Raw genomic sequence first — 24,175 nt, forward strand, 5'->3', positions numbered from 1 at the left:
GTGCGGAGTACGAACAACTTCGGGTTTGGCTCCTGGGAGGAGGTCAGCTACCCTGACCGCTACACGTACTCTGCCACCGTCAACGGCGGGACCATTTACATCAACTGGAACGCCGACGAGGCGGGCGCGAGGCTGGGGCACCGCGGCGCCGACATCGGCGTTGCCGTCGCCGAGGGCAAGTTGATCATTGATGGGCCCGACTTCGTGGTCAACGAGCGCGTGGCCACCAAGTACAACACCTGGAAGCAGAAGCGATCCAACAAGCACGAAGACCGCCCGCACAACAACCTCGCCTTGTACGACCTGACGGGCATCTCGCAGATCGTCATCGTCGGCAGCGACGACGATGACAAGATCATCGTGGTGGACACGGTCAATCTGCGGAGCCGGATCATCGGTAACGGCGGCAACGACTTGCTCGTTGGGGGGTCGGCGAGCGACACGATCCTGGGCGGCGGCGGCAATGACACGATCGTCGGCGGCCTGGGCGACGACCTCCTCATCGGCGACGCCGACCAGGACCAACTCTCCGGCGGGGCCGGCAGTGACCGCCTCTTCGGCGGCTCCGGGAACGACCTGCTCGACGAACAATCCGGCTACCGCTCCGGTGACCGGAACTGGATGGAAGGCCAGGACGGCCGCGACACTCTGCTCGGCTCGCCCGGCGTCGACTCGATGTTCGGTGGGGGGGGCGACGATTCGCTCAACGGCTACGGCGGCAATGACCACCTGCAAGGGGATGGCGCGAACGACCGCCTCGACGGCGGCACCGGCAACGACGAGCTCTTCGGCGGCGCAGGCGACGACTACCTCATCGGCGGCATCGGCAACGACTACGTCGACGGTGGCGCGAACGCGGACTTGCTCTATGGCGACGACGAGCGTCAGCAGGGCACGGGCAACGATACGCTGATGGGCGATGCAGGCGCCGTCCCGGCCGGGCCCGACATCCTCTACGGGGGCGGCGGTAACGACGCCCTCTACGGCGGCGGCGACGCCGACATCCTCTACGGCAATGCGGGCGACGACACGCTCGTCGGCGCCGACCACAACAACTTCGAGTCGGCCGGCGACGGTAACGACGCCCTCTACGGCGGCACCGGCCGCGACTCTCTCTACGGCGGCCGCAGCGGCGCTGGCCTGTCCTCCTTCCCGGGGGCCGGGCGCAACTTCGACTTCCTCGACGGTGGCGACCAGAACGACTATCTCGACGGTGGCAGCGGCGAGGACTATCTGGAAGGGGGCGACGGCAACGACCTCATCTGGGGTGGATCGGGCAACGACACCCTGACCGGAATCGCCGGCCGCGACTCGATCTACGGCGAATCCGGCAACGACGAACTGATCGGCAGCTACGGGGTCGACGGCGGTTCCTACCTCTCGGCCGGCACCGGGAATGACACCATCACCGGCAGCATCGTGAACGACACGATCTACGCCGGTGCTGGCAACGACACGATCGCCGGTCGCGCGGGCGACGATTACATCGACGCGGGCGACGGCAACGACCAGGTCGACGGCGAGGGGGGCGACGACACGATCTCCGGCGGCGCCGGCAACGATGTGCTCAAGGGGAACCTGGGCAACGACGTCATCTACGCCGGGGCCGGCGATGACCGGCTCCAGGGCGACTCAGGAAACGACTGGCTCTTCGGCGATTCCGGCGCGGACTTGCTCTACGGCGGCGAGAATCAGGATGCCCTGTACGGCGGCAGTGGGGACGACCAGCTCTTCGGCGACGCCGGCTTCGACGTTCTCTACGGCGACACGGGCAACGACCGCCTCGACGGCGGCGCCGGGAACGATACCCTCGCCGGCGGCCGGGACGATGACTTGCTACTCGGCCAGGACGGGGACGACGACCTCTCCGGCGACTCTGGTAACGACACCCTCCGCGCCGGTGCCGGTCGAGACACCCTCTACGGCGACACGGGCAACGACTGGCTGGAGGGTGAGGGGGACGCCGACCTGCTCTACGGCAGCTTCGGCAATGACGTCCTCCTCGGCGGGACCGGCGGGGATACCGTGGACGCCGGGGATGGCGACGACTACGTCGAGGGCGGTGACGGGCCGGACGCGATTCTCGGCGGGTTGGGCCGCGACACCCTCTTCGCCGGCGAGGGGAACGACACCCTCGACGGCGGCGACGGCGACGACTGGCTCTTCGGTGACGCCGACGCGGATGTCCTGTTTGCCCGCGCCGGTAACGACCTGCTGGTCGGCGGCACCGGAACCGATTTTCTCTATGGCGAGGCGGGCGACGACCAACTCGCCGGCAGTACGGGCGACGACCTGCTCGACGGCGGCACCGGGCAGGATATCCTCTGGGGCGACAGCGACTTCAGCGCGACGGGCGTGCGAATCGCCGCCGCGTCCGCCGGCCGCGACACCCTCCAGGGGGGCACGGGCAACGATACTCTCGACGGCGAGGCCGGCAGCGATTACCTCGACGGCGGCGACGGCGACGACCAGCTGACCGGCGGCCGGGGCAGTGACACGCTCATCGGCGGCTGGGGCGCCGACATCCTCTTCGCCGGGTTCAACACCGCGGGGGGCGGAGTCGAGGCCGATCAGGACGTCAATGTCCTCTTCGGAGACCTGGACAATCCCGACGCGGCGACGGCCACCGAGAGCCTCCACCGCGACCAGCTCTATGGCGACGTCGGCCGGGATCAGCTCTACGGCGGCGCCGCGGACGACTCCCTCTTCGGCCTGGGAGGCGATGACGTCCTCGATGGCGGTCGCGGACTCGACAGCCTGCTAGGCAATACCGGCAACGATCAGATCCTGGGAGGCACCGGCGCCGACCTGCTCGACGGTGGTGACGGGGCCGACCTGCTCGACGGCGGTGACGGTGACGACCGGCTCATCGGCTCCGCCGGCAGCGACACGCTCATCGGCGGCTGGGGCGCCGATATTCTGCTGGCCGGCTCCGACCTTGTGGGCACCGGTGGTGCGGGCGACCGCAACCTCCTCTACGGCGACCAGCGCGATACCCGGCCGTTGGTGGGCGTCGAGGCCGCGCAATCGGACCAGATCTACGGCGACGCGGGCGCAGACACCATCGACGGCGGCAGCGGGAACGACTGGATCGAGGGGGGCGACGGAGACGACCTTCTCTTCGGGTCGAGCGGTAGCGACACGCTTGTCGGCGGCTGGGGGGCCGACACAGTGATGGCCGGCTCGGGAGCCGACGGCGCTGGCGGCGTCGGTGACCGTGACACCCTCTACGGCGACCACCTCGATGCCCGCCCGCTGGTGGGCGTCGAGGCCGCGCAATCGGACCTGATGTACGGCGACGCGGGCATCGACACGATCTGGGCCAGCTTTGGCGCCGACATCGTCTACGGCTTCGCCGGTGCCGACACCATCGACGGTGGCGACGGGGCCGACCTGCTCGACGGCGGCGACGGTGACGACCGGCTCATCGGCTCCGCCGGCAGCGACACGCTCATCGGCGGCTGGGGCGCCGATATTCTGCTGGCCGGCTCCGACCTTGTGGGCACCGGTGGTGCGGGCGACCGCAACCTCCTCTATGGCGACCAGCGCGATACCCGGCCGTTGGTGGGCGTCGAGGCCGCGCAATCGGACCAGATCTACGGCGACGCGGGCGATGACACGATCTGGGCCAGCTTCGGCGCCGACCTCGTGTACAGCTTCGCCGGCTCCGACACCATTGACGGTGGCAGTGGCAATGATTGGATTGACGCAGGGCCGCAGCCGGACCGGCTCTTCGGCGGCATCGGCAACGACACCCTCATGGGCGGCAGCGAGAGCGACATTCTCCAGGGTGGCGGGGATGACGATCACCTTGAAGGCGACGCGGGCGACGACATTCTCCTCGGCGAAGACGGCGCCGACGTCTTGGTGGGCGAGGCGGGCGACGACCATCTCGACGGCGGCGCGGGCGCCGACCTCCTCTGGGGCGGCTATGCCGAGCAGACGCGGATCCAGTTCTTCCAGGCCGGATTCGCCAGGCCCGAAGGTTGGGACGCGGCCGAGCGGGACCACGCGACCGGATTCGACGTGCCGGCGATCGCCCCGGTGGTGCGCGACAGCCGCGGCCTGATTGTCGGCTACTTCAGCAGCCCGGGCGACGCGACCGACGGCCGCGACGTCCTCCGAGGCGGCCCTGACGGTGACTGGCTGTTCGGCGGCGGCCAGGAGGACATTCTCTTCGGTGATGCGGGCAGCGACTACGCCGACGCAGGTGCCGGCAACGACCGGGTTGAGGGGGGCGACGACGCTGACGTGCTCCGCGGAGGCGCCAACACCGACTCGCTCTACGGCGGCCGGGGGCTCGACCAACTCTACGGCGATGATGGCGACGACGAGCTGAGGGGCGACGGCACGGGGGCCGCACCCGCGGCCGGCGAGCGGCTCTGGGGCGGCGAGGGGATCGACCAACTCTACGCCTACGCCGACCCTTCCCAGACCGGGACGCGGTACTACGGCACCGAGATGCACGGGGGGGGCGGCAACGACTTCCTCTACGGTAACCTCTGGGAAGACATCCTCTACGGCGACGGCGGCAACGACTTCGTGCACGGCGACTACCTCGCCGGCCCCGCCTACGCCCGCAACACCGTCAACCCCCACCTGGCCGGCTCGTCCGACACGCTCTATGGCGGCAGCGGCGAGGACAAGCTACAAGGCGGCGGTGGCGGCGACCTGATCTGGGGCGGCGCTGATTCGGACTGGCTCGAGGGCCAGGACGCGACCGACACCCTCTACGGCGGCGGAGGCATCGACATCCTCGTACTCGACGTCGCCTACGCCAACCCGAGCGGCCGTTCCGAGGTCATCGACGGCCACGGCGGCGACCGGCGGCTCGGCGATACGCTCGACGACTTCGCCACCGACATCCTCCTGATCGATGGCGACCGATCGTCCCAGATCAACGACCGCATCCTCGTGGGCGAGCAGCCCGGTCCTTCCGGCCTGCAACGGCAGCTTCGGGTGGAATACACCGACACCCCCCAGCCGTTGCTGCTCGATTGGCGCGCCGCCGACGGCACCCCGCTGGTCGAGCAGTTTCGCATCGCCGGCCTGACCGGCAACGATCTGCTCGGATTCGTCACGGAGGGTCCGAACGCGATCGACTTCTCCGGCCTGTCGGCGCGGAGCCGTGACTGGGTTGGCGTGCTCGATGGTGGCCCGGACAATGACACGCTGCTGGGCAGCGCTGGGCGCGACAACATCGACGGCGGGTCGGGGCACGACTGGGCCCAGGGCTTCGGCGGCGACGACCGGATCTGGGGCCGTGAGGGGAACGACACGCTCTTCGCCGGCCAGGGCAACGACGACCTGATCGGCGGGGACGGCGAGAACAAGCTCTACGCCTGGTCGCGTCCGCCCGAGCCGGGCCTGCAGTTCGGAGTGTTCGTCGACCCGCGCGGCGGCCTGCACGACGACACCCAGCACGACCTTGCCCTGGCGAGCTGGATGCCCGCCGGCACGACTGTCGCCGACCTGGCGCGGGTCACCGGCCTGGCGATCGCGACCCCCGGTCATGTCGACCGGCTCCGGTTTACCCTGACGGCCTCGGGGGACGCCGACGACTCGGTGACGCTCAACCTCGGCGCCGCCGCCCCGCTGGCGCTCGACCTCTACAACTCCGCGGGCCAGCGTGTCGCGCACGTCGAGACCTCGGATGTACAGTCCTCCGTTCGCATGAGCCTGAGCGGAGTCGCCGCGGGCAGCTACGAGCTGCGGATCAGCCACCTGCCCCTGCCGCCGGAGCGGGCCTTCCAGAAGGTCCCCTACGAGCTCGTCTTCGCGGTGACCCCGGCGAGCCACCCAGCCGCCGGCCAGACCGTGGTCGAGCTGACCTACCAGCCCGAGGATACGGGCCTCGACCGCATGCTCGGCGGTAAAGATGCAGATTACCTTTACGGCGGCACCGGGCTCGACTTCCTGTACGGGAACGGCGGCGCGGATGTCCTGGTTCGGAGCGACGGCTCCCAGTTCGCCAGCCTCGACGGCGGCCTGGCCGGCGACGCCTGGAAGGAGTACGCCAAGCAGTCGGGCAAGATCTGGTACGTCGGCGGGTCGAACGCCGACGACGTGATCACCGTTGACTATGTCACGGAGCCGGGCTTCCTCCAGGGCCACCACCTGGTGACCCGCCTCACCAACAACCACGGCAACTTCACCTTTGCCGCCCAGGCGCGGCTCGACTTCGACGCCGTCGACGCGGGGGGCAACCTTACCTGGGACCGGACCAACCAGCTCCTCAAGGTCGATGCCTTCCGCCAGAGCGTCAATCCGTCGGCCTGGAAGCTGGCCAATGAGGAGGCACTCCTGCCCTTCGAGAGTGACTTCCTGGCGATCGTCGTTGATGCCCTCGGCGGCAATGACACGATCACGGTCGGGCCCACCGTGCAGAAGACGGTCTGGATCGACGCCGGCGCCGGGGATGATCATGTTTCGATCCTCTCAGGCAACGCCCTGCTGTCCGACCGCAGTGAGGATCCGGTCCGTAACGACGACGTCACGACCGCCTACGGCCTGGCCGGCGAGCCCGCCCGCCTCGTCGCCGGCGCGGCGGCCCCGGCCAACGGGCGGCTGATGGCCGTCGTCGACGGGGTGCCCACCCGGCTCACCGCCTCGTTCACGCTCAGCCTCAATGGCCGCGCACCCGTCGCCTTGCTCCTCGTCGACGACCCGGATAACACCTCGGCCGAGGACTTGGCGGCCGACCTGAACGCGGCGCTGGTCCGCGCGGGGCTGGGCACGGACGTCTGGGCGGCTATCGACCCGTCCGGACGGCTGACCCTCTCGACACTCAGGGTCGGCCTGGCTGCGACGCTGCGGCTGGTGACAGCCGCCGCCGATCCGACCGAGTCGCTCCTCCACTTCTCCAACGGCCAGTCCGCGACCGCGCGGCTGACGCGGAGCACGCGGTTCACCGCATTGACGCTGGACAGCCCCGACGATGTCGACTGGTATAGCTTCCAGCTTGCCCCCGGCGCACTCCCATGGGACGCGCTACGGCTGACCAGCCTGGCCGAGACCGATTCGCTGAGCCTGCGCGTGTACCGGCGCGCGGCCGACGGGTCGATCGTCCCGGTCGATGTGGGCGGGCTCCAGCCACGCCTGACCCCGGCCCCCGACCGTGGCGAACGCAACGACTCCGCGGCGACGACGACCAGCCTGGGCTCGCTCGCGTGGGCGGGCCGGCTCACAGGGACGGTGCTCGATAACGCGACGGACGAAGACTGGTTCCGGGTCACGTTGCCGGCCCGAGGCACCGCCACCGACGCGATCGACCTGGCGCGGTTGGAGGTGAGCGGCACTTTTCTGATCGAGCTGCGGGACGTCGGCGGGAACCTGCTCCGGTCGGCCAGCACGGCCGCGAGTTTCCTGGCCACGATCGGGCTGGACGGCCTGGCCCCTGGTCCGTACCTCCTGCGGGTCCGGAGCACCGACGCTGCCGGCCATTACGAACTGCGGCCCCGCGTCGGCGGTGGGTCCGGCGTCGTGGTCGACCTGTCCGGCCGTGACGATGTCGGCGGCAACGACGCGAAAGTGGATGCCTACCAGCTCGGTGCCGGCGCCGACCTGGGCCAGGTCACAGGCCTGACCATCCACTCGCCCTCGGACGTTGACTGGTTCCGGTTCACGGCCACGCAGGGGGCGCCCGCGACGATCCGGGGGGCGAGCCTGCTCTCGACCGCTGTGCGCACGACCGGGCGGCTCTTGGGCAACGCCGTGTTCTCCCTGTCGATCAACGGCGGGGCGGCGAAGGAAGTGACGATCACAGCCGCGGCCACCGCGACCAACCAGGGCCTGCCCGACCTGCTCGCCGACATCAACGCGGCGCTCGCCGCGGTCGGCCTGGGCAACGTAGTTGCGACCGCCGAGCCCGGCGGGCGGATCGTACTGGCCGTGATCAACCCACAGGGGAACCCCTCGCTCTCCCTGTCCAGCCCGAATGCCGCGGCGACCGGCGGACTCGGCCTGGTCGCGTCGACCGCGCTGGGCGCATCGTTCCTGATCAAGGAGGTGCCGCCGGTCCCTGGGCAGCCTGCCGGCGACATTCGTGTCGAACTGTACGGGCCGGATGGCCTGCAGATCGCGGGCCGCGTCACGAAGGCGGCCGGGATTATTACAGTCGACCTGTCCGGCCTGGCTCCTTCTGAATACCGGCTGAAGGTCACGGGGATCAACCCCGGTGGCTACGTGATCGAGCCCCACTTTGGCCCCGACGGGCATGCCTCGCTCAACCTCGCGGGGATCGGCTCGGGCACCCTGTCGCTGGCTGGACTCACGCCCGGGGAGACCTACTGGCTGCAGGTCCGCTCGGCCGACCTGGTCCCCACCCAGTACAACCTGGAGTTCCTGAGGGCCGGCGAGCCGACGCTCGCGGCCGACGTCATCGACTTGGGCACCGGCCGCGACATCGTCCGCCGCGACGTGATCGTCGGTGGCGACGGCAACGACGTGCTCTCCGGCGGACCCTCGGAGGACTGGATCTTCGGCGGGGCCGGCAACGACGTCCTCACCGGGGGCCTCGACCGCCAGGCCAGCGACCTGCTCTTCGGCGGGTCGGGAGATGACACGTTCCAGATCATTCCCGACGACCTGCCGTTCATCCCCGGCACGACCCAGACCCTGGTGCCGACCTTGAGCGACCTGTTCGACGGCGGCGCGGGCGACGATCGCGTGCTGTTCCTCGGCGGCGACCTCGACCGGCTCGGCCGCCCCGTGCCCGACAACGTCGCCCTGCGCTACAACCGCTTCCTGCACCGCTACGAGTTCACCGGCCTGGCCTGGGACTTGATCAATCAGAAGTTCCAGACGAACGGCCCGAACCCGGCGGTGCTGACCGGCAAGTCGTTGATCGACCCATCGGCCGGTGTGACCACGACGTATCGGCTCACCCAGAACGCCGTGTTCGCGCTGAGCCTCGACGGCGGCGCCACCTGGACGACCGTGACCGTGACGGCGTCGTCGACGAACGGTGGTGACGGCACGCCGGCGAACCAGGACATGTTCGACCTCGTGGCGGACATCAACGCCGCGCTGGCCCGCGCCGGGCTCGACGAGAAGGTCGAAGCCGGCTTCGATGAGTTCAAGATCACCCTCGCCACCCGAGGCGCCGGCCGCGGCGCCACGCTGGCCATCGGCTTGCGGTCGGGGAGCACGGCCGCCGGCCTGCGGCTCGTCGAGGACGCCCAGGCCCAGGGCGTCGACCAGCTCTATATGCAGAGGTACCAATTCTTCCAGACCGACTCGGTCGAGCGGTTCGTGATCGACACGAGGGCCGGCGACGACGAGGTTCACGCCGAGCCGGGATACAAGTTCCCGAACCTGGACAGCGAGTGGGGCATCGACCCGGGTGACTTCGAGCAGGGGGCGACCCTCGCCGCGCTCGAGATCCGGGGCGGCGCCGGCAACGATCGACTCTTCGGTGGCGCCCAGGCCGACACGATCTACGGCGGCGCCGGCAACGACGTCATCCTCGGCTTCGGCGGCGCTGACAAGCTTTACGGCGGCGCCGACGACGACTTGCTCGCCGGCAACGCGATCCTGTCGCCCGACGCCTACGAGTGGCGTGGCAGCAGCAACGCGCCGAACGACTCGCCGGAATACGCCGCCAACATCGGCCAGATCACCTCGCTGACGGAGCTGAACGGGCTGACCCTCCACGCGGGCGATCCGGGCGACTGGTATCTGATCGGCAACCCCGGCTCGCGCTACCGGTTCAATCTCTCTCAGTCCGGCGTCCTCGCCCGCGACATGATCCGGGTGGTCGAGACCGCCGCCGACGGCACGGAGCGGACGCTGGACGCCTACCTCTACGCTGGCCAGAAGGTGGGCTCGACCGTTGTGCCTGTCGAGCAGTTCGCGGGGATTCCGGAGTACTACCTGCTCTTCGTCCCCGCGCCGATCTCGATGGAGGGCCGGAAGCTTAACTTCCAGGGTCCGCCGCTCAGCTCGATCGAGGACGCTACGTTCACCCTGACGGTCGACGGCGGCCCTGCGGCCGGCGGCAAGGTAGCCACGATCCTGATCCCCAAGTCGACAACGCAGGCGGGCCTTCAGGCGGTCCTGAACCAGGCCCTCGTCACCGCCGGCCTGGAGGGGCAGGTCACCGCGCTGGTCCTCGGCAGCTCGATCCGCTTCGCCCGCACCAACACGCTGGCGCTGGGGGCTGGCGTCGAGGTCACGGCGGCCAACCGCACGGCGCAGGACCGGCTCGGCCTGGCCGTCGGGCTCCGCACCAGTGGTCTCTCGGGCGGCCTACGGTACTCGATCCGCTTCACCAGCTATCAGCGCGACACCGTGGGGGTCGACGCCGGGGCCGGGCAGGCCAATCAGTCGGTCAGCCCCGGCGACGTGGGCGCGGTCCCCGTGGTGATCCCGTTGGGCGACATCGACGGTGACGGCAAGGGCGACTTCATCTCGGGCGTGCAGGAGTACACCGACCAGCACTCCGCGAGCTACCAGGAAACCAACGGGGCCGACTTCCTCAGGACCAGCTTCGCGTATGTGAATCTGTCGGCGGGGGGTTCGCTGGCCCTGGCGCTGCCGGCCCCGCTGACGGTTCCCTCGACCTACGGTACCCAGGCCAGCCTGGCCGAGCCGGGCGACTACAACGGCGACGGCCTCATGGACATCGCCGTCGCCCTGACCCGCACCGGAGCCGACACGCCCGGGAGCGCGTTCGAGACCCGCGGAGTCTACGTCCTCTTCGGCCGCAGCCCGGCGCAGTGGGCCGCACTCAAGGGCGGCTCCGCTTCGGTCGCCGTAACCTCGAAGGCTGAGATCGTCATCAAGGGCCTCTCGGGGCAGGTGAGCGTGGCGAGCGCCGGTAACATCAACGGCGACACCAGCCCGACCGGGAAGCCGTTGGACGACCTGCTGGTGGCCGACTCGGCGACCGGAAACGTATCGGTCTTCTACGGGCGGTCTGTCTGGCCGCAGACGTCGGGCTTCGCGTCGATCCAGGACTCGAGCGGCTCCCTGGAATGGGATTTCACCGACCTGGGCGGGGCGGCGCAGACCGAAGGCTTCAACGTCAATTTCGGCTCGACGGCCCCCGTCTCGACGTCACCGCAGGCCGTCGGCGGGCTCTGGCATCTCTCCCAGGGCCGGCTCAACCCCGCGGCCTCTGAGTCACGCAGCGGCGGCTTCAACCTCTACTTTGGCCAGGGCGAAGGTCCAGCCGGGGGCGGCAATTTCGATACCCGGGCCCGGGTCGCCGGCACGGTCTACTCGCGGGAGGTGTTCGTCAATGGGATCGACGATCCCCGGCTGACCTTCCAGTACTTCCTGGCGACGGAGGGATCGCCGACGCGGTACGACCAGGCGCAGGTGCTGATCTCTGTCGACGGCCGCCCCTTCGAGCCGCTCCCGGGCGCCTCCAACGCCGAGTCCCTCGTGGACCAGGCTTTGATCCCGGCCGCTGACCGCGGTTTCTGGTCGCGTGCCGAGTTCAACCTCCAGGAGTTCTTCGTCGCCAAGGGCTACAACGCCGGGGGCACGTCGCACCAGGTCCGCATCGCCTTCCAGTTCGACAGTGTGGACGAGGTTGCGAACACCGCCGAGGGCTGGTACGTCGACGACGTGGTTATCGTCCGCTCCGTCAGCTTCGGCGTACGTGATGCAGACGTGACGCTCGCCGGTCCGACCGGGTCCGCGGGAAGGGGCGTCAAGGTGGCCGGGGTCGGCGACTTCAACAACGACGGCTACCAGGACTTCACGATCATCCGTGAGACGACCGCAAACCAGGCGGATGTGAGCGTCTTCCACGGCCATAAATCTGCCGTGCAGGACCTCAACTCGACCCCTTCCCCATTCATCACCTCGCCCATCGTTGAGCTTGGCCCCCTGGCCATCTTCGCGGCCAACGACGCGATCCACGGCAACGAGCTGTGGGTCAGCGACGGCAGTGTCGCTGGCACAAAGCTCTTAAAGGACATCAACCCCGGTTCCTCGAGTTCCTCGCCGTCGAAGCTGTTTCGCCTCGGCAACCTGGTCTTTTTCACCGCTCAGGACAGTGAGACCGGCATCGAACTCTGGAGAACGGATGGCACGACAGTCGGGACCGTGCGGCTCAAGGACATCGTGCCAGGCAATCGGGATGCGAACCCGAGCCAGATGATCGCGGTCAACGACGTCCTGTACTTCACGGTCTTCAATAACGAGGCGACCAACGCCATCTGGAAGACGGACGGGAGTGTGGCCGGGACGGTGAAGGTCCACGAGGCGGACGATCGGATCCTGGCGGTGAACAACCTGACGAACGTCAACGGACTCGTCTATTTCACGCACTGGCACGAGCTTTGGAAGACCGACGGGACCCCGGCCGGCTCGCAGTTCGTGAAGAACATCGTGACGCAAAACCCCGGTGGCTCGATCTCGTCCGGGTCGCCTCACGCTCTTATTGCCGCCGGGAGCCGTCTCCTCTTCAGGGCATATGACCCGTCCTACGGCTACATCCTCTGGAAAAGCGACGGCAATGCCACCGGGACCCTGGGGCTGCGCGACGTCGATTCGGGGGTCTTCGTCGATCCCCAGTACATCAACGTCGTCAATGGCATCCTCTATTTCACCAGCCAGGGCCGGTCCGGGATCTGGCAAACCGATGGAACCACGGCAGGAACACGGCTTTACACCGGTAGTCCGTCGGAGATCCAGCCTCCTGCGCTATCGCCTGCGAAGTTCTTCACTGGCTCGGGTACGACCTCACCTCAGCAGTTGTGGTATCGGGCCACTCCAACCAGCACTCCGGTCCGACTGACGAATGTGGCCTCGGGCACGCTGAGTTCCACTCCTCAGGCGTTCCTGAGCACGCCCCAGGCTCTCTACTTCGTGACCAACTACACGGGGAGTCATGGCGACCTGTGGAGAGCCGCCGGCGCGAATTTTTCGCCCCAGCTCATCGCGACCCACGTGCTGGGCTTCGCATTCAACGGTAGCAACCTCATCTACGGCCGCTGGGACGGCAGCCTTTGGAAGGTTGATGAGGTCAGCGGGACGGCAGAGCTCATCACGTCACAGGGCGGCTTCTCGGGTCAGTCTTCACTTCACCTGCCGGTCATCAATGGGCAGGTCTACTACATCGGCTACGAATCGGGATCCGGAGTCGAGATCTGGAAGAGTGACGGCACGCCTGAGGGAACGAAACGAGTCATCGACCTCATTCCTGGCAGCGACGGCGCTTATCCTGATTCTCTAACGGCGGCTGGCGGCAAGCTCTATTTCAACGTCAGTCGGGGGCAGCCTAACTACGATGGTGCCTACGTCACGGACGGCTCGGAAACCGGCACCATTCGACTGTTCCCGACAAATAGGGCATTCGGCTTCAAGAATGCCAACGGCACGGTTTTCTTCGATGCGTGGACGCCCGAGAACCCCTTTGATATTGGGCTCTACAAGACGAACGGGACGATCGGGGGCACTGTCCATGTGTTGACTCTGATTGGTTCTCCTGACGATATAACGGCCGTCGGGAACCGTGTGTTCTTCCGAGTGGTCGTCAACGAGTCCAATCCCGACCCGGGCGGCCCGGACGCCTTATGGGTGTCCGATGGCACGCCGGCGGGCACCAGGATGGTGAAGGATTTCATCCCCGAGCTCAACACGGCCGTTTATCCCAAGTCCATGATCGCCGTAGGCGATACGCTATTCTTCACCATCAGCACGCCGGCACTCGGAACGGAGCTTTGGAAGAGCGATGGGACGACGGCGGGCACAGTCTTTGTCAAGGATCTCGCCCCCGGCGTCGCCAGTTCCTTCCCACAGGGCCTCGCGGTGATCGGCAACTTTCTCTACTTCGCAGCGACCGGCGACTCTTACGGAGCTGAGGTGTGGCGCACCGACGGGACTGATGACGGGACGGTACGGATCACGGACATCGCACGCGGCAGTGGCGGTTCGAACCCTCAGGGATTCGTCGTTCATAACAACCGTGTCTATTTCGGCGCCGACGACGGGTATCACGGCCGCGAACTCTGGTCGGTCCCGTTCAACCCGGCTTACACAACCACGGTCACGACGAACCAATTCTCGGAGCTGGAGGCCCGGGCGCTCGGCGACATCGACCTGGACGGGTACGGCGATTTTGCGATCACCTCGCGGTCGGTCACCCCGGATCGCGACTACCTCGTCTTCGGCTACAACCCGAGCAAGGCCGGTTCGGCTCCGGAGGTGCTCACCGTCAATTCCGGCCGTCTGGTGGCACTGGGCGACGTCTATGGGAGCGACGGCCGGGCCGATATCGGCGTGGTCACGGCCACGGTGACCGCGTCGCTGACGGACACCACCCGCCAGTTCGTCCACGTCACCGGCGCCGTCTACGCCGGCCAGCCGAGCCGCGCCGCACTGCAGCAGGCACTCGGGGGCGCCAACGGGGAGCTGCTTCCCCGCCCCGACCTCGTCGTCGAGCCGGACGTGCCGGTCTACATTGCGACCACAGCCGGCGCCTGGCCTGCTCAATTGAACTTGGCAGCCGCTTACGCGTTCGCGAGGGTGGGCAACGTGGGCGGCACCTCTCAGGCTGATTTCGCGATCGCCGACGGACCCGGCGGCACGGTCCATGTCTTCTATGGGGCCGATCGGCTCTGGGCGCAGGTCGCGGCCGGTCAGGTCGACCCGGCGTCGAACTTGCCCGAGCTGTACCCGTATGAGCTGGCCACGCCCTCCGTCTCCGGTCAGGACGGGTCCGCGGCCGCCGGCACGACGCTCGGCACTGCGACCAACCTCTCCGACGCGTTCGCGCTCCAGGGGATGACCACCGGCGAAGGCCTGAGCCGGGCCGAGCGGATTGGCGACGTCAACGGCGACGGCCTCGAGGATTACCTTCTCCGGGGTCTGACCCGTGCTTATGTCCTCTTCGGCCCCATGGAACTCGATGGCACCGACGACGTTCTGACCCGGGCCCACGTCCAGATCAACTACCGGATCGATACCAACAACGACGGCGTGGCCGATGCCGAACTGCGACCGGCCGAGCGGATGGGCGACATCGACGGCGACGGCCGAACTGACCTTGTCTTCGCGCGTTACCAGGGCGGACACTGGCACGTCGACGTGCTCTCGGGCGGCGGGTTCCTCCCGCGCACGGTCGCGGCGGGGGACCTTCGCGAGATCATCGACCTGACGTCGCAGACCGACAGCACCAAGGTCCCCGAGATCGTGCTGCTGAACTGGAACGGCGACACCCACGTTCCCGACGGCTCGTCGACGCCTACCCCGTTCGCCGACCTGGCAATCGCCCTGGACACGGGCCAGGTCCGCGTCTATTCGGGGCAGCTCGTCGAGACCAGGGAGGAGACCCTGACCCCCATACTCGCCGAGTCCGACTACCTGCTGGCAATCGCGGCCCAGTCAGCGGCCGACCGCCAGGCGGCCTACTACGAGACCTATGGCCCGGCCGGGTTTGTCGCGACGGCCGCCACCACGACCGACCTGACCGTCCTGGGCGACGTGAACGGCGACGGCCGCGACGACCTGATGGTCTTCGACCGTACGTTCCACACCGCCACCGTCCCGGGCCAGTTCGACCTGGGGCGTGCCAGTCTGTTCCTGGGCCGGCCCGATCAGGCGCTCGGCACCCCAGGGTCGAAGCCCACCCTGAGCCGCAATGTTCCCTATCCCGGTGCTCCGGCCGGCCAGATCTTCGCCGACACGGTGTATACCGGGGCCTATCTCAGTGAAGCGTTCGCCCTGGGTGATCTGAACGGCGATAACTACGCCGACTTCGCGCTGAGCCGCTCGCGCGAGGCCGCCGCCGCCGACCCGGCAAGTGTGCTGATTTATTACGGGTCAGCGGGGATCGGCCAGGTCGACCGGCCCGGCGTGCTCTATCAGGCCGACTTCGACGCGACCGACCGGCCCGAGAACCAGTGGGTTGCCGACAACCGTAGCCCCGGCACGCAGGTTGACGACGGTCTCTGGCACCGGACGAGTACGCTGGGCTATGCCAAACGCGTCGGCCAGCAGGGCCACCTGTCGTTCGGCACCGACAGCGTGATCAATACGGTGTTCCGGCCGGTCGCCGGCCGGATCAGCTCGCCCCTAATCGACCTGCGGTCGTCCGTGGCCAGCGATCGGCTGCGTCTCGGCTTCAATTACCTGCTTGCCACCGACGGATCGGACGACTTGGCCCGCGTGCTCATCTCGGTCGACGGTGGCGCCTTCACGCCGCTCGACGGCGGCTGGAACGGCCTCAACGGGCCGCTCGGGACCGCCGGGGGGCAAGGACGGCTGATCGACCAGCCGATGGCCGACGGCAGCCTTTCCCAGTGGCGGCGCGCCGAGTTCGACCTGTCCGCCTACGCCGGTAGCCGCATTCGCTTCCGGTTCGAGTACAATTCGGTTAACGCGTTCGCCGCCACGAAGCTCGGCCTGCTCGTCGACGACGTACAAATCACCGGCCGTTCCGCCGACCTGACGATTACGCGTGCGGCGCAGGGCCAGCTCACGGGCGACCTGGCGATCTTTGCACCCCTGTCGATCACGGCCGGAGACTTCGACGGCGACGGAGCCGCCGACCTGGCGCTGGGCGAGCCACGGTATCGCCTGGTCAACGTCGCGGGGCAGGTCCTCGTGGATCGGACTCAGGGCCAGGTCTCCGTCTTCTGGGGCGCGGCGGCCGCCGGGCGGGCGCACCAGGGAACGCTCGTGCTGGAGCAGGCCGACGTGGTTCTGGCAGGCTTGAGCGCGACGGATGCCCTCGGCACCCTCTCCCCGACGCCCGGCCTGGACGTGAACCAGGACGGCGTGGCCGACCTCGCCGTCGGCGCCGGTGGGGCGACCGCCACCAGCGGCGGGATCAAGGGGACCGCCGGCCGGATCCACGTGATCTACGGCACGATCGGCCGCTCCATCACGCTCCCCGCCGACGCGGCGACGACCATCCTCGCCAACCGCACGATCACAGGCAGCGGCGACTACCTGGTCGACTTGGGAATCGGTACCGAGGTATTCCGCGACCTCGACCTCAATGGCGACGGTCAGCTCGACGGCAGCCGCTACACGCTCGGCGCCGGCCAGGCCGAGCGCTGGTATCGGTTCACGACCCTCGGCCAGGGCACGCTGGGCGACCAGCTCGCCTTCTCCCCTGGTGGATCCACCGGTACGAACGTGGTGCAGCCGACCGAGCAGGGCAGCTTCGCAGGCGGATCCGGCACGGGGTCGACCCCGACGGGCTACGTCCTCACCGGCATCGGGCCGGATGGCGGCCAGGGGAGCACCCCCCACGCGATCAGCCCCTCGGGCGAGGTCGTGGGCGAGTACACGACCCCCACGGGTGAGACCCGCTCGTTCCGCTGGTCGCCGACGACGGGCTTCACCACCATGGGTCCCCACGGGCTGGCGGACCGGGCCTACGCGATCAACGACGCCGGCCTGATCGGCGGCAACACCAGCTCCACGCTCCACGACGCGGCCGGCTACACGGCATTCGCGGTCCCCTACGGGTTCGACGACATTAGCACCACGGGACGCAGGCTCTCGCTCCTCCACGGGCAGAACGACCAGTTCGAGCAACTCTGGCGGCCCGGGGTCAGCCTGGGCATCAGCGAAGACTACTTGAAGGCAATGGTCCGGCAGCCCGACGGCAAGGTGGTCCTGGTTGGCAACACACCGGTTGGCGGTAAACAGAATCTCTCCGCGGCCCGGCTGAATGCTGATGGGACGCTCGATAAGTCCTTCGGTATCGACGGCAGGTTCACTGTCTCCATCTCGGGCTCAGACGATATCGGGACCAGCGTGGCGCTTCAGGCCGACGGCAAGATCGTGATCGCCGGTTATTCGTTCGGCTCCGGTGTCAGCTATGTTGCGGCTCGGCTGAATGCCAACGGTACGCTCGACACGACTTTCGGCACGGGCGGCAAAGTCACCGGGTCCACCGGGAATCTGCAAAACTACGCGGTGGCGGTGCAAGCCGACGGCAAGATCATCATCGCCGGCTCTTCCATCGCCGTTCGTCTCAACGCGAATGGCACGCCCGACACGACGTTCGGTACTACCGGCACGGTTATGGTCGGCATCACGGTCTCGTCTTTGGCCGTGCAATCCGACGGCAAGATTGTCCTGGCAGGCTATGCGGGCAACGGCACCTATTTTGACACTGCAGCCGTCCGGCTCAACGCCAACGGTACGCCCGACTCCTCCTTCGGCACGGGCGGTAAGGTCACCGTCTCCGTCTCGACCACGAACGACTTTGCCAACTCGGTGGCCGTGCAATCCGACGGCAAGATCGTCCTCGCGGGCGATGCCAGCATCAGCGGAAACGCCGACATTTCGGTCGTCCGGTTCAACGCCAACGGCACGCCCGACTCCTCCTTTGGCTCCAATGGCCAGGTCACCCTCGCCATCGGGACCACGAACGACTTTGCCAACTCGGTGGCGGTGCAATCCGACGGTAAGATCGTCCTCGCGGGCTACGCCATCATCAGCGGCAATGACGACTTCGTGGCGGTCCGGCTCAACGCTGATGGCACGCTCGACTCCACGTTCGGCACCGGCGGCAAGGTGACCCTCGCTGTCGGGACCTCGGGCGATGATGCGTACGCTGTGGCCTTACAGCCGGATGGCAGCATCTTGGTGGGCGGCACGTCCGACAGCGCGGCCAGCGGCAATGATTTCGCGGTCGTGCGTCTGAGTACCAACGGCCTGCTCGACACCTCCTACGCAGCAAACGGAAAGGCGCTCGTCAACATCTATTCAGGAGATGGCGCCACCCAGTCGATTGCGGTGCAAGCCGACGGACGAGTTGTCGCCGTCCTGAGGAACTTCCAGTTCGGGGGAGACCGTGCGTTCCGGGTTGTCCGCTACACGCCGGATGGCAACCTGGATCCGAGTTTTGGGACGGCCGGCCTGAGGATCATCGATTTTAGCGGTGCTTCCTTCGCTGAAGTCTCGGACGTGGTGATTCAGTCCGATGGCAAGCTCGTCGTTGTAGGCTACGTATCGATTGGCAACCGCTGGGACTTCGCGGCGGCCCGGCTCAATGCCGACGGCACGCTCGACTCCACCTTCGGAATCGGCGGCAGGGTTACCCTCGGCATCGGGACTACGCACGACTACGCCACCTCGGTGGCCGTGCAATCTGACGGCAAGATCGTGATCGCCGGCTATGCGACCATCGCCGACAACCTCGACATCGCCGTCGTCCGGCTCAACACCGATGGCACGCTCGATTCCACCTTCGGCACCGGTGGCAAGGTCACCATCGCCGTTGGAACCTCGAATGACTACGCCACCTCGGTGGCCGTGCAATCCGACGGTAAGATCGTCCTGGCCGGCTACACCAGAAACAACCTCCTCGACGACTTCGTTGCCGTCCGGCTCACCACGAGCGGCGCTCTGGACCCGACCTTCGGCTCCAGTGGTAAGGCCATCATGGTTACCGCGGGCACGGACGATCTCGCCTATAGCATGGCGGTGCAACCCGACGGCAAGATCATCCTCGCGGGCTATAGCTACGCCAACGGGAACGCCGATGTCTCGGTCGTCCGGTTCAACGCCAACGGCACGCCCGACTCCAGCTTTGGCACCGGTGGCAAGGTCACCTTCGCCATCGGTACGGGGAGCGACGTCGCCCGGAGGGTGATCGTACAGCCCAATGGCCGGATCCTCCTCGCGGCTCAGACGGCCAATGGCAGCGACGATGACATCGCGCTCGTCCGCCTGAATGCCAATGGCACGTTCGACACCAGCTTTGGCATCGGGGGCAAGGTGGTCACGGACCTCGGCCCGGGTGGCAATGCGGCCAATGGTCTGGCCCTGCTGGCCAACGGCCAGATCCTGATCGGGGCGAGGGTATTCAACGACTCCAACACTGATACGACCCTGCTGCGCTACGACGCCTTTGGCACCATCGACACTTTCTTCGGAAATCAATTCCTCAACTCCTTGTTCTCATTCAGCCTCTATGGCCGGGCCCACACACAATTCTATGTGGGTACGAACGGCCTGCTCATGCTCGGGGGGGCGAGCCGGTCCTACGAGAATACGGACCTCAGCTCCTCGCCGTACGATGCGGTAATCGCGCCCTTCTGGGACGACCTCGACCTGAGGCAGTCCGGCGACGTCTACTGGCGACTCGACGGCCAGAAGGGCCAGCAGCGGCTGATCATCCAGTGGAACAACGTCAGGTACTACAACGGCGTCGACACGATCACGTTCCAGGTGATCCTCTCCGAGTCGGACGGCTCGATCCAGTTCAACTACCAGGACCTGGCCGCCACCCACGCTGGGACGGAGGGGGCCAGCGCGACGATCGGTATCAAGGACCTGGGCGTTGGGACGACGAACCGCCTGCTCGCCTCGCTCAACGCTGGGCCGAGCACGCTGGTCGGCACGGGCCGGAGCATGAAGATCGCCCGGGACGTGGCCCTCACGCCGGATCAATGGTTCCAGAACACTTACATGGTGTCGGGCGGGGCCGGCTCGTCGCTGGCTGGCTTCGCCGACGGCCCGTTCAACAGCACCATCTGGGGCGTGAACGAACAGGGAATGTTCGTTGGCTCGGCCGAAGGGACCGGGTCGGCCGGGGCCCATGCTTTTGTGTCCGACGGCGCTGGCATGGTTGACCTGGGTGTCCTCGCGGGTCGGGTCTCGAGCGCGGCCTACGCGATCAACGGCCAGGGTCTGGTCGTGGGCACGTCGCTCGACGCGCAGGGGGTCGGGCGGGCCTTTGCCTGGCAGGACAAGAACAACAATGGTGTCGCCGATTCCGGCGAGCTGGTTGACCTGAATAACGCGACGACCGCCTCCCTGGGGTGGACGCTCGAACTCGCCCGGGGCGTGAGCGACCGCAACTGGATCATCGGGACCGGGCGGCTCAACCAGGCCGTGCGGGGCTTCGTGCTCAAGGACTACGTGGCGGGCGGGACGACGCAGATCGTTAGCATCGGCACGCTCGGCGGCACCGAAAGTCGGGCGCTGGGAGTCAACGACCAAGGACAGGTGGTCGGCTGGTCGCTCACCTCTGGGGGCGTGAAGCATGCCGTGCTCTGGGTCAACGGCACGCTCCACGACCTGAACTCGATGATCGCCCCGGGCTCTGGCTGGACGCTGGAAGAGGCCAATGCGATCAACGATCACGGCCAGATCACGGCCGTCGGAGTGAAGGATGGCGTCCGCCGCGCCTTCGTTCTCGACCCCTCGACGTTGTCGATCGGCGGCGCTACGCACGACACGACCGTCCTCGAATTCGACCTCGCCCAGTACCTCCCGTTCTCGTCCAACCCGTCCGACATCACCGGCGCGACGCTCACGCTGGATTACTTGGGGGCGACCTCAGGTCCGGCCGCGACGCAGCTCCTGGTCAGCGTCCTCGCGGGCGAGAGCGACGGTCACGTCACCGGGGCCGACCTGAGTGCTCCGGCGGCCGCGACGATGCACGTCGACGTCGCCCTCGGCGGTGCCGGGGGACGCATTACGCTCGACCTGACCACGCTGATCCGCCAGAAGATCGCGGCGGGCGAGACCCGCCTCGCCCTGCGTCTGACGCTGGCCGACCCCTCCGCAAAGGTGGTGATGCACAACCCCGAGCTGAGCGTCGACACCTCACGCGGAGTTCTGGTCGACGTGTACGCCGAGGTCGACGGGAAAGGGGTACTGGTCAGCCGCGACACCGCCGTCGTCGACTTGCAGAACCTGGCGGCTGGCACGTACTACCTCCGGGTCCACCGGGCGTCGGCGACGCCGACTGCCTCGGGCGCGGCCCTGCCGTTCTCGATCGAGGTCCGGGCTCCGATCGAGGGCCGCTCGGGCACGACGTCCGACCGCGACCAGATCTTTGGCGGGGACGGCGACGACATCCTGATCGGCAACGCCCAGCTCGACCGTCTCTTCGGCGAGAGCGGCGACGACCGCTTCGTCTCGGAGCCCGCCGAGGGCTTCGACCGGCAGCCGACCGAGCCGCAGGGCACGCCGGATCCGGGCGAGGCGAGCAACAACGCAGGTCAGACGTCAACCTCGCAGCTCGTCGTGACATTCGCCGACTCCGCGCTCGAGCGTGCCGTCGCCCAGGCCCTCGGCATCCCGGTCTACGCCAACGGCTCGTCGCGCCCTCTGACGGTCGGCGACTTGACCCGCCTGACCTATCTCAATGCTTCGGGCCGGGGGATCACGAGCCTCGACGGCCTGCAATACGCGATCAACCTGGAGCAATTGAACCTGGCCCGCAACGGGCTTACCGACCTCTCCCCGCTGGCGCCAGCGGCCGCGGCCGACGGTCGCCACGTCCCGATGGGCCTGGGCCGGATCGTGTCCCTCGACCTCACCGGCAACCCGCTCGCCGGCCTTACACCTCTGGTGGCGCTGCAGTCATTGAGGACGCTCAATCTCGACGCTACCCCGCAGCGCTCGCTCTCCCCGTTGGGCCAGTTGACCGGCCTGCGATGGCTCAGCCTCGATCGGCTCAACGCCGGTTCTGGCGGTGCGCTGGACCTGCAGCCGCTCGCGACCCTGACGAATCTGGCCCACCTGAGCCTCGCCGGCGACAACCTGACGACCGCCGCCCCCCTCGCCGGCCTGGCCGGTCTCGAACACCTCGACCTGCAAGACAACCGCATCGTCGACGTCACGCCCCTGGCCGGCCTCGCGCATCTGGACGAGCTAAATCTGAGCGGCAACCTCGTCACGGACATCCTGCCGTTCCTGGGCACCCGCATCATCGACGCAGGCACGGCCGGGTATTCCGAGTCCGGCGGGCCCTGGACGAGCAACCTCCGTCCGGCGGCTGGTACTTATGGCGGCAACTACCGGTTCCGAGGCGGGGCCGATGCCGCCTCGGTCGTAAGCTGGCAGTTCTCCGACCTGGCGCCAGGCACGTACCAGGTCTTCGTGACCTGGCCGGCGCTCTCGGGCAACGCCTCGAACGCGCAATATCGGGTGCTGGAGGACGGCACCACTCAGGTGACAACAATCGATCAGCGGTCGACCCCGTCCGGCTCGCTGTTCGGCGGCGTCTCGTGGCGGAGCCTGGGCACGTTCAATGTCACGATCGGGTTGCTCCGGGTCGAGCTTGGAGGCATGGCCGACGGAATCCTCGCGGCCGACGCCGTGATGCTCGTCCAGGCGGGGATTCAGCCCCCCGGGCGCCTGCTGCTGACCGACAATCCCCTGGGCAATGAGGCCTTCGACCTCGTCATCCCCGAGCTCCAGGCGACCGGCACGCAGGTCGTATTCCGGGCCAACGCTGCCCCGCGGTGGCTCGCCCAGGTCGAGCCACTCTTGTTGACCTCCGGCGAAAACAACTCAGTTGCTCTGCCGGTCGAAGACCCGGACTTCAACCCGCTGAGCTTCTCCGTCGTCAGCGACCATCCGGAACTCGAAGTCTTCGTCAATCAGGGTAGGCTGGAGATCCGCACCGGTACCTTCATCGGCTCGGTTCGCGTGACCGTGACCGCCCACGACGGCTCGTCGCAATCGACGGATGGCCGAAACCGGACGGCGTCGCAGACGATCGAGATCCACGTCGGCGCGGCAACCATCCGCGGGGCGCACTGGGACGACGCGGATCGCGATGCCGTGCGCGACTCAGGCGAGCCGGGACTCGACGGCGTCATGGTCTACCTCGATCGAAACGACGACGGCCAGTGGACCTCGGGCGAACCTTTGACCTTCACCGACGCGAACGGCGATTACACCTTCGACGTGCCCTACGGCACCTACGTGGTGCGGAGCGGCGAGCCCGGCCGCGGCCGGTTCCTCACGGGCGGCAATCGCCGCATCGTCAGCTTGAGCGACCAGTACGCCCCCGCGACGCTCGGCGACCTCACGGAATGGAACCCGTTCTTCGGGGTCTACAACGGATTTGTTTACTACGCGACCTACACCGGCCAAGGCTTCGAACTGCGGCGGCAGAATGAAGACGGCTCGGGTGATAGCCTCGCGGTCGACATCAACCCGGCCGGGGACGACGCCGTCGAGTGGTTGACCCTGTTCGGCGATGCCCTCTACTTCGCGGCGAGCGACGGCGTGAGCGGCCAGGAGCTCTATCGCTTCGACGGGGTGTCCGTCGTCCGGGTCGCGGACCTGCAGGCGGGGGCCGGCGGTTCCTCCCCCAAGTGGTTGACCGCGGTCGGAGACCGGCTGTACTTCAGCGCCGCCACGGCTGATTACGGCGAAGAGCTCTGGGTTACCGACGGGACGGAGGCCGGCACGCACCTCGTCAAGGACATCGTCCCGGGGGGGGCCGGCTCCA

The 24,175-nt window shown here is 67.7% G+C and carries 1 protein-coding gene (running past one end of the window); it reads left to right on the forward strand.

The window, feature by feature from the left end; genetic code table 11:
* Positions 1 to 24,175 carry the 5' portion of an ELWxxDGT repeat protein gene (locus V5E97_RS32015; protein WP_406695605.1) on the forward strand. It continues 8,642 nt past the right edge of the window, so the window shows 24,175 of its 32,817 coding nt (coding positions 1-24,175); its start codon is at positions 1 to 3; the stop codon falls past the right edge of the window.

Source organism: Singulisphaera photorubra (assembly GCF_045290345.1).
Lineage (GTDB): Bacteria > Planctomycetota > Planctomycetia > Isosphaerales > Isosphaeraceae > Singulisphaera.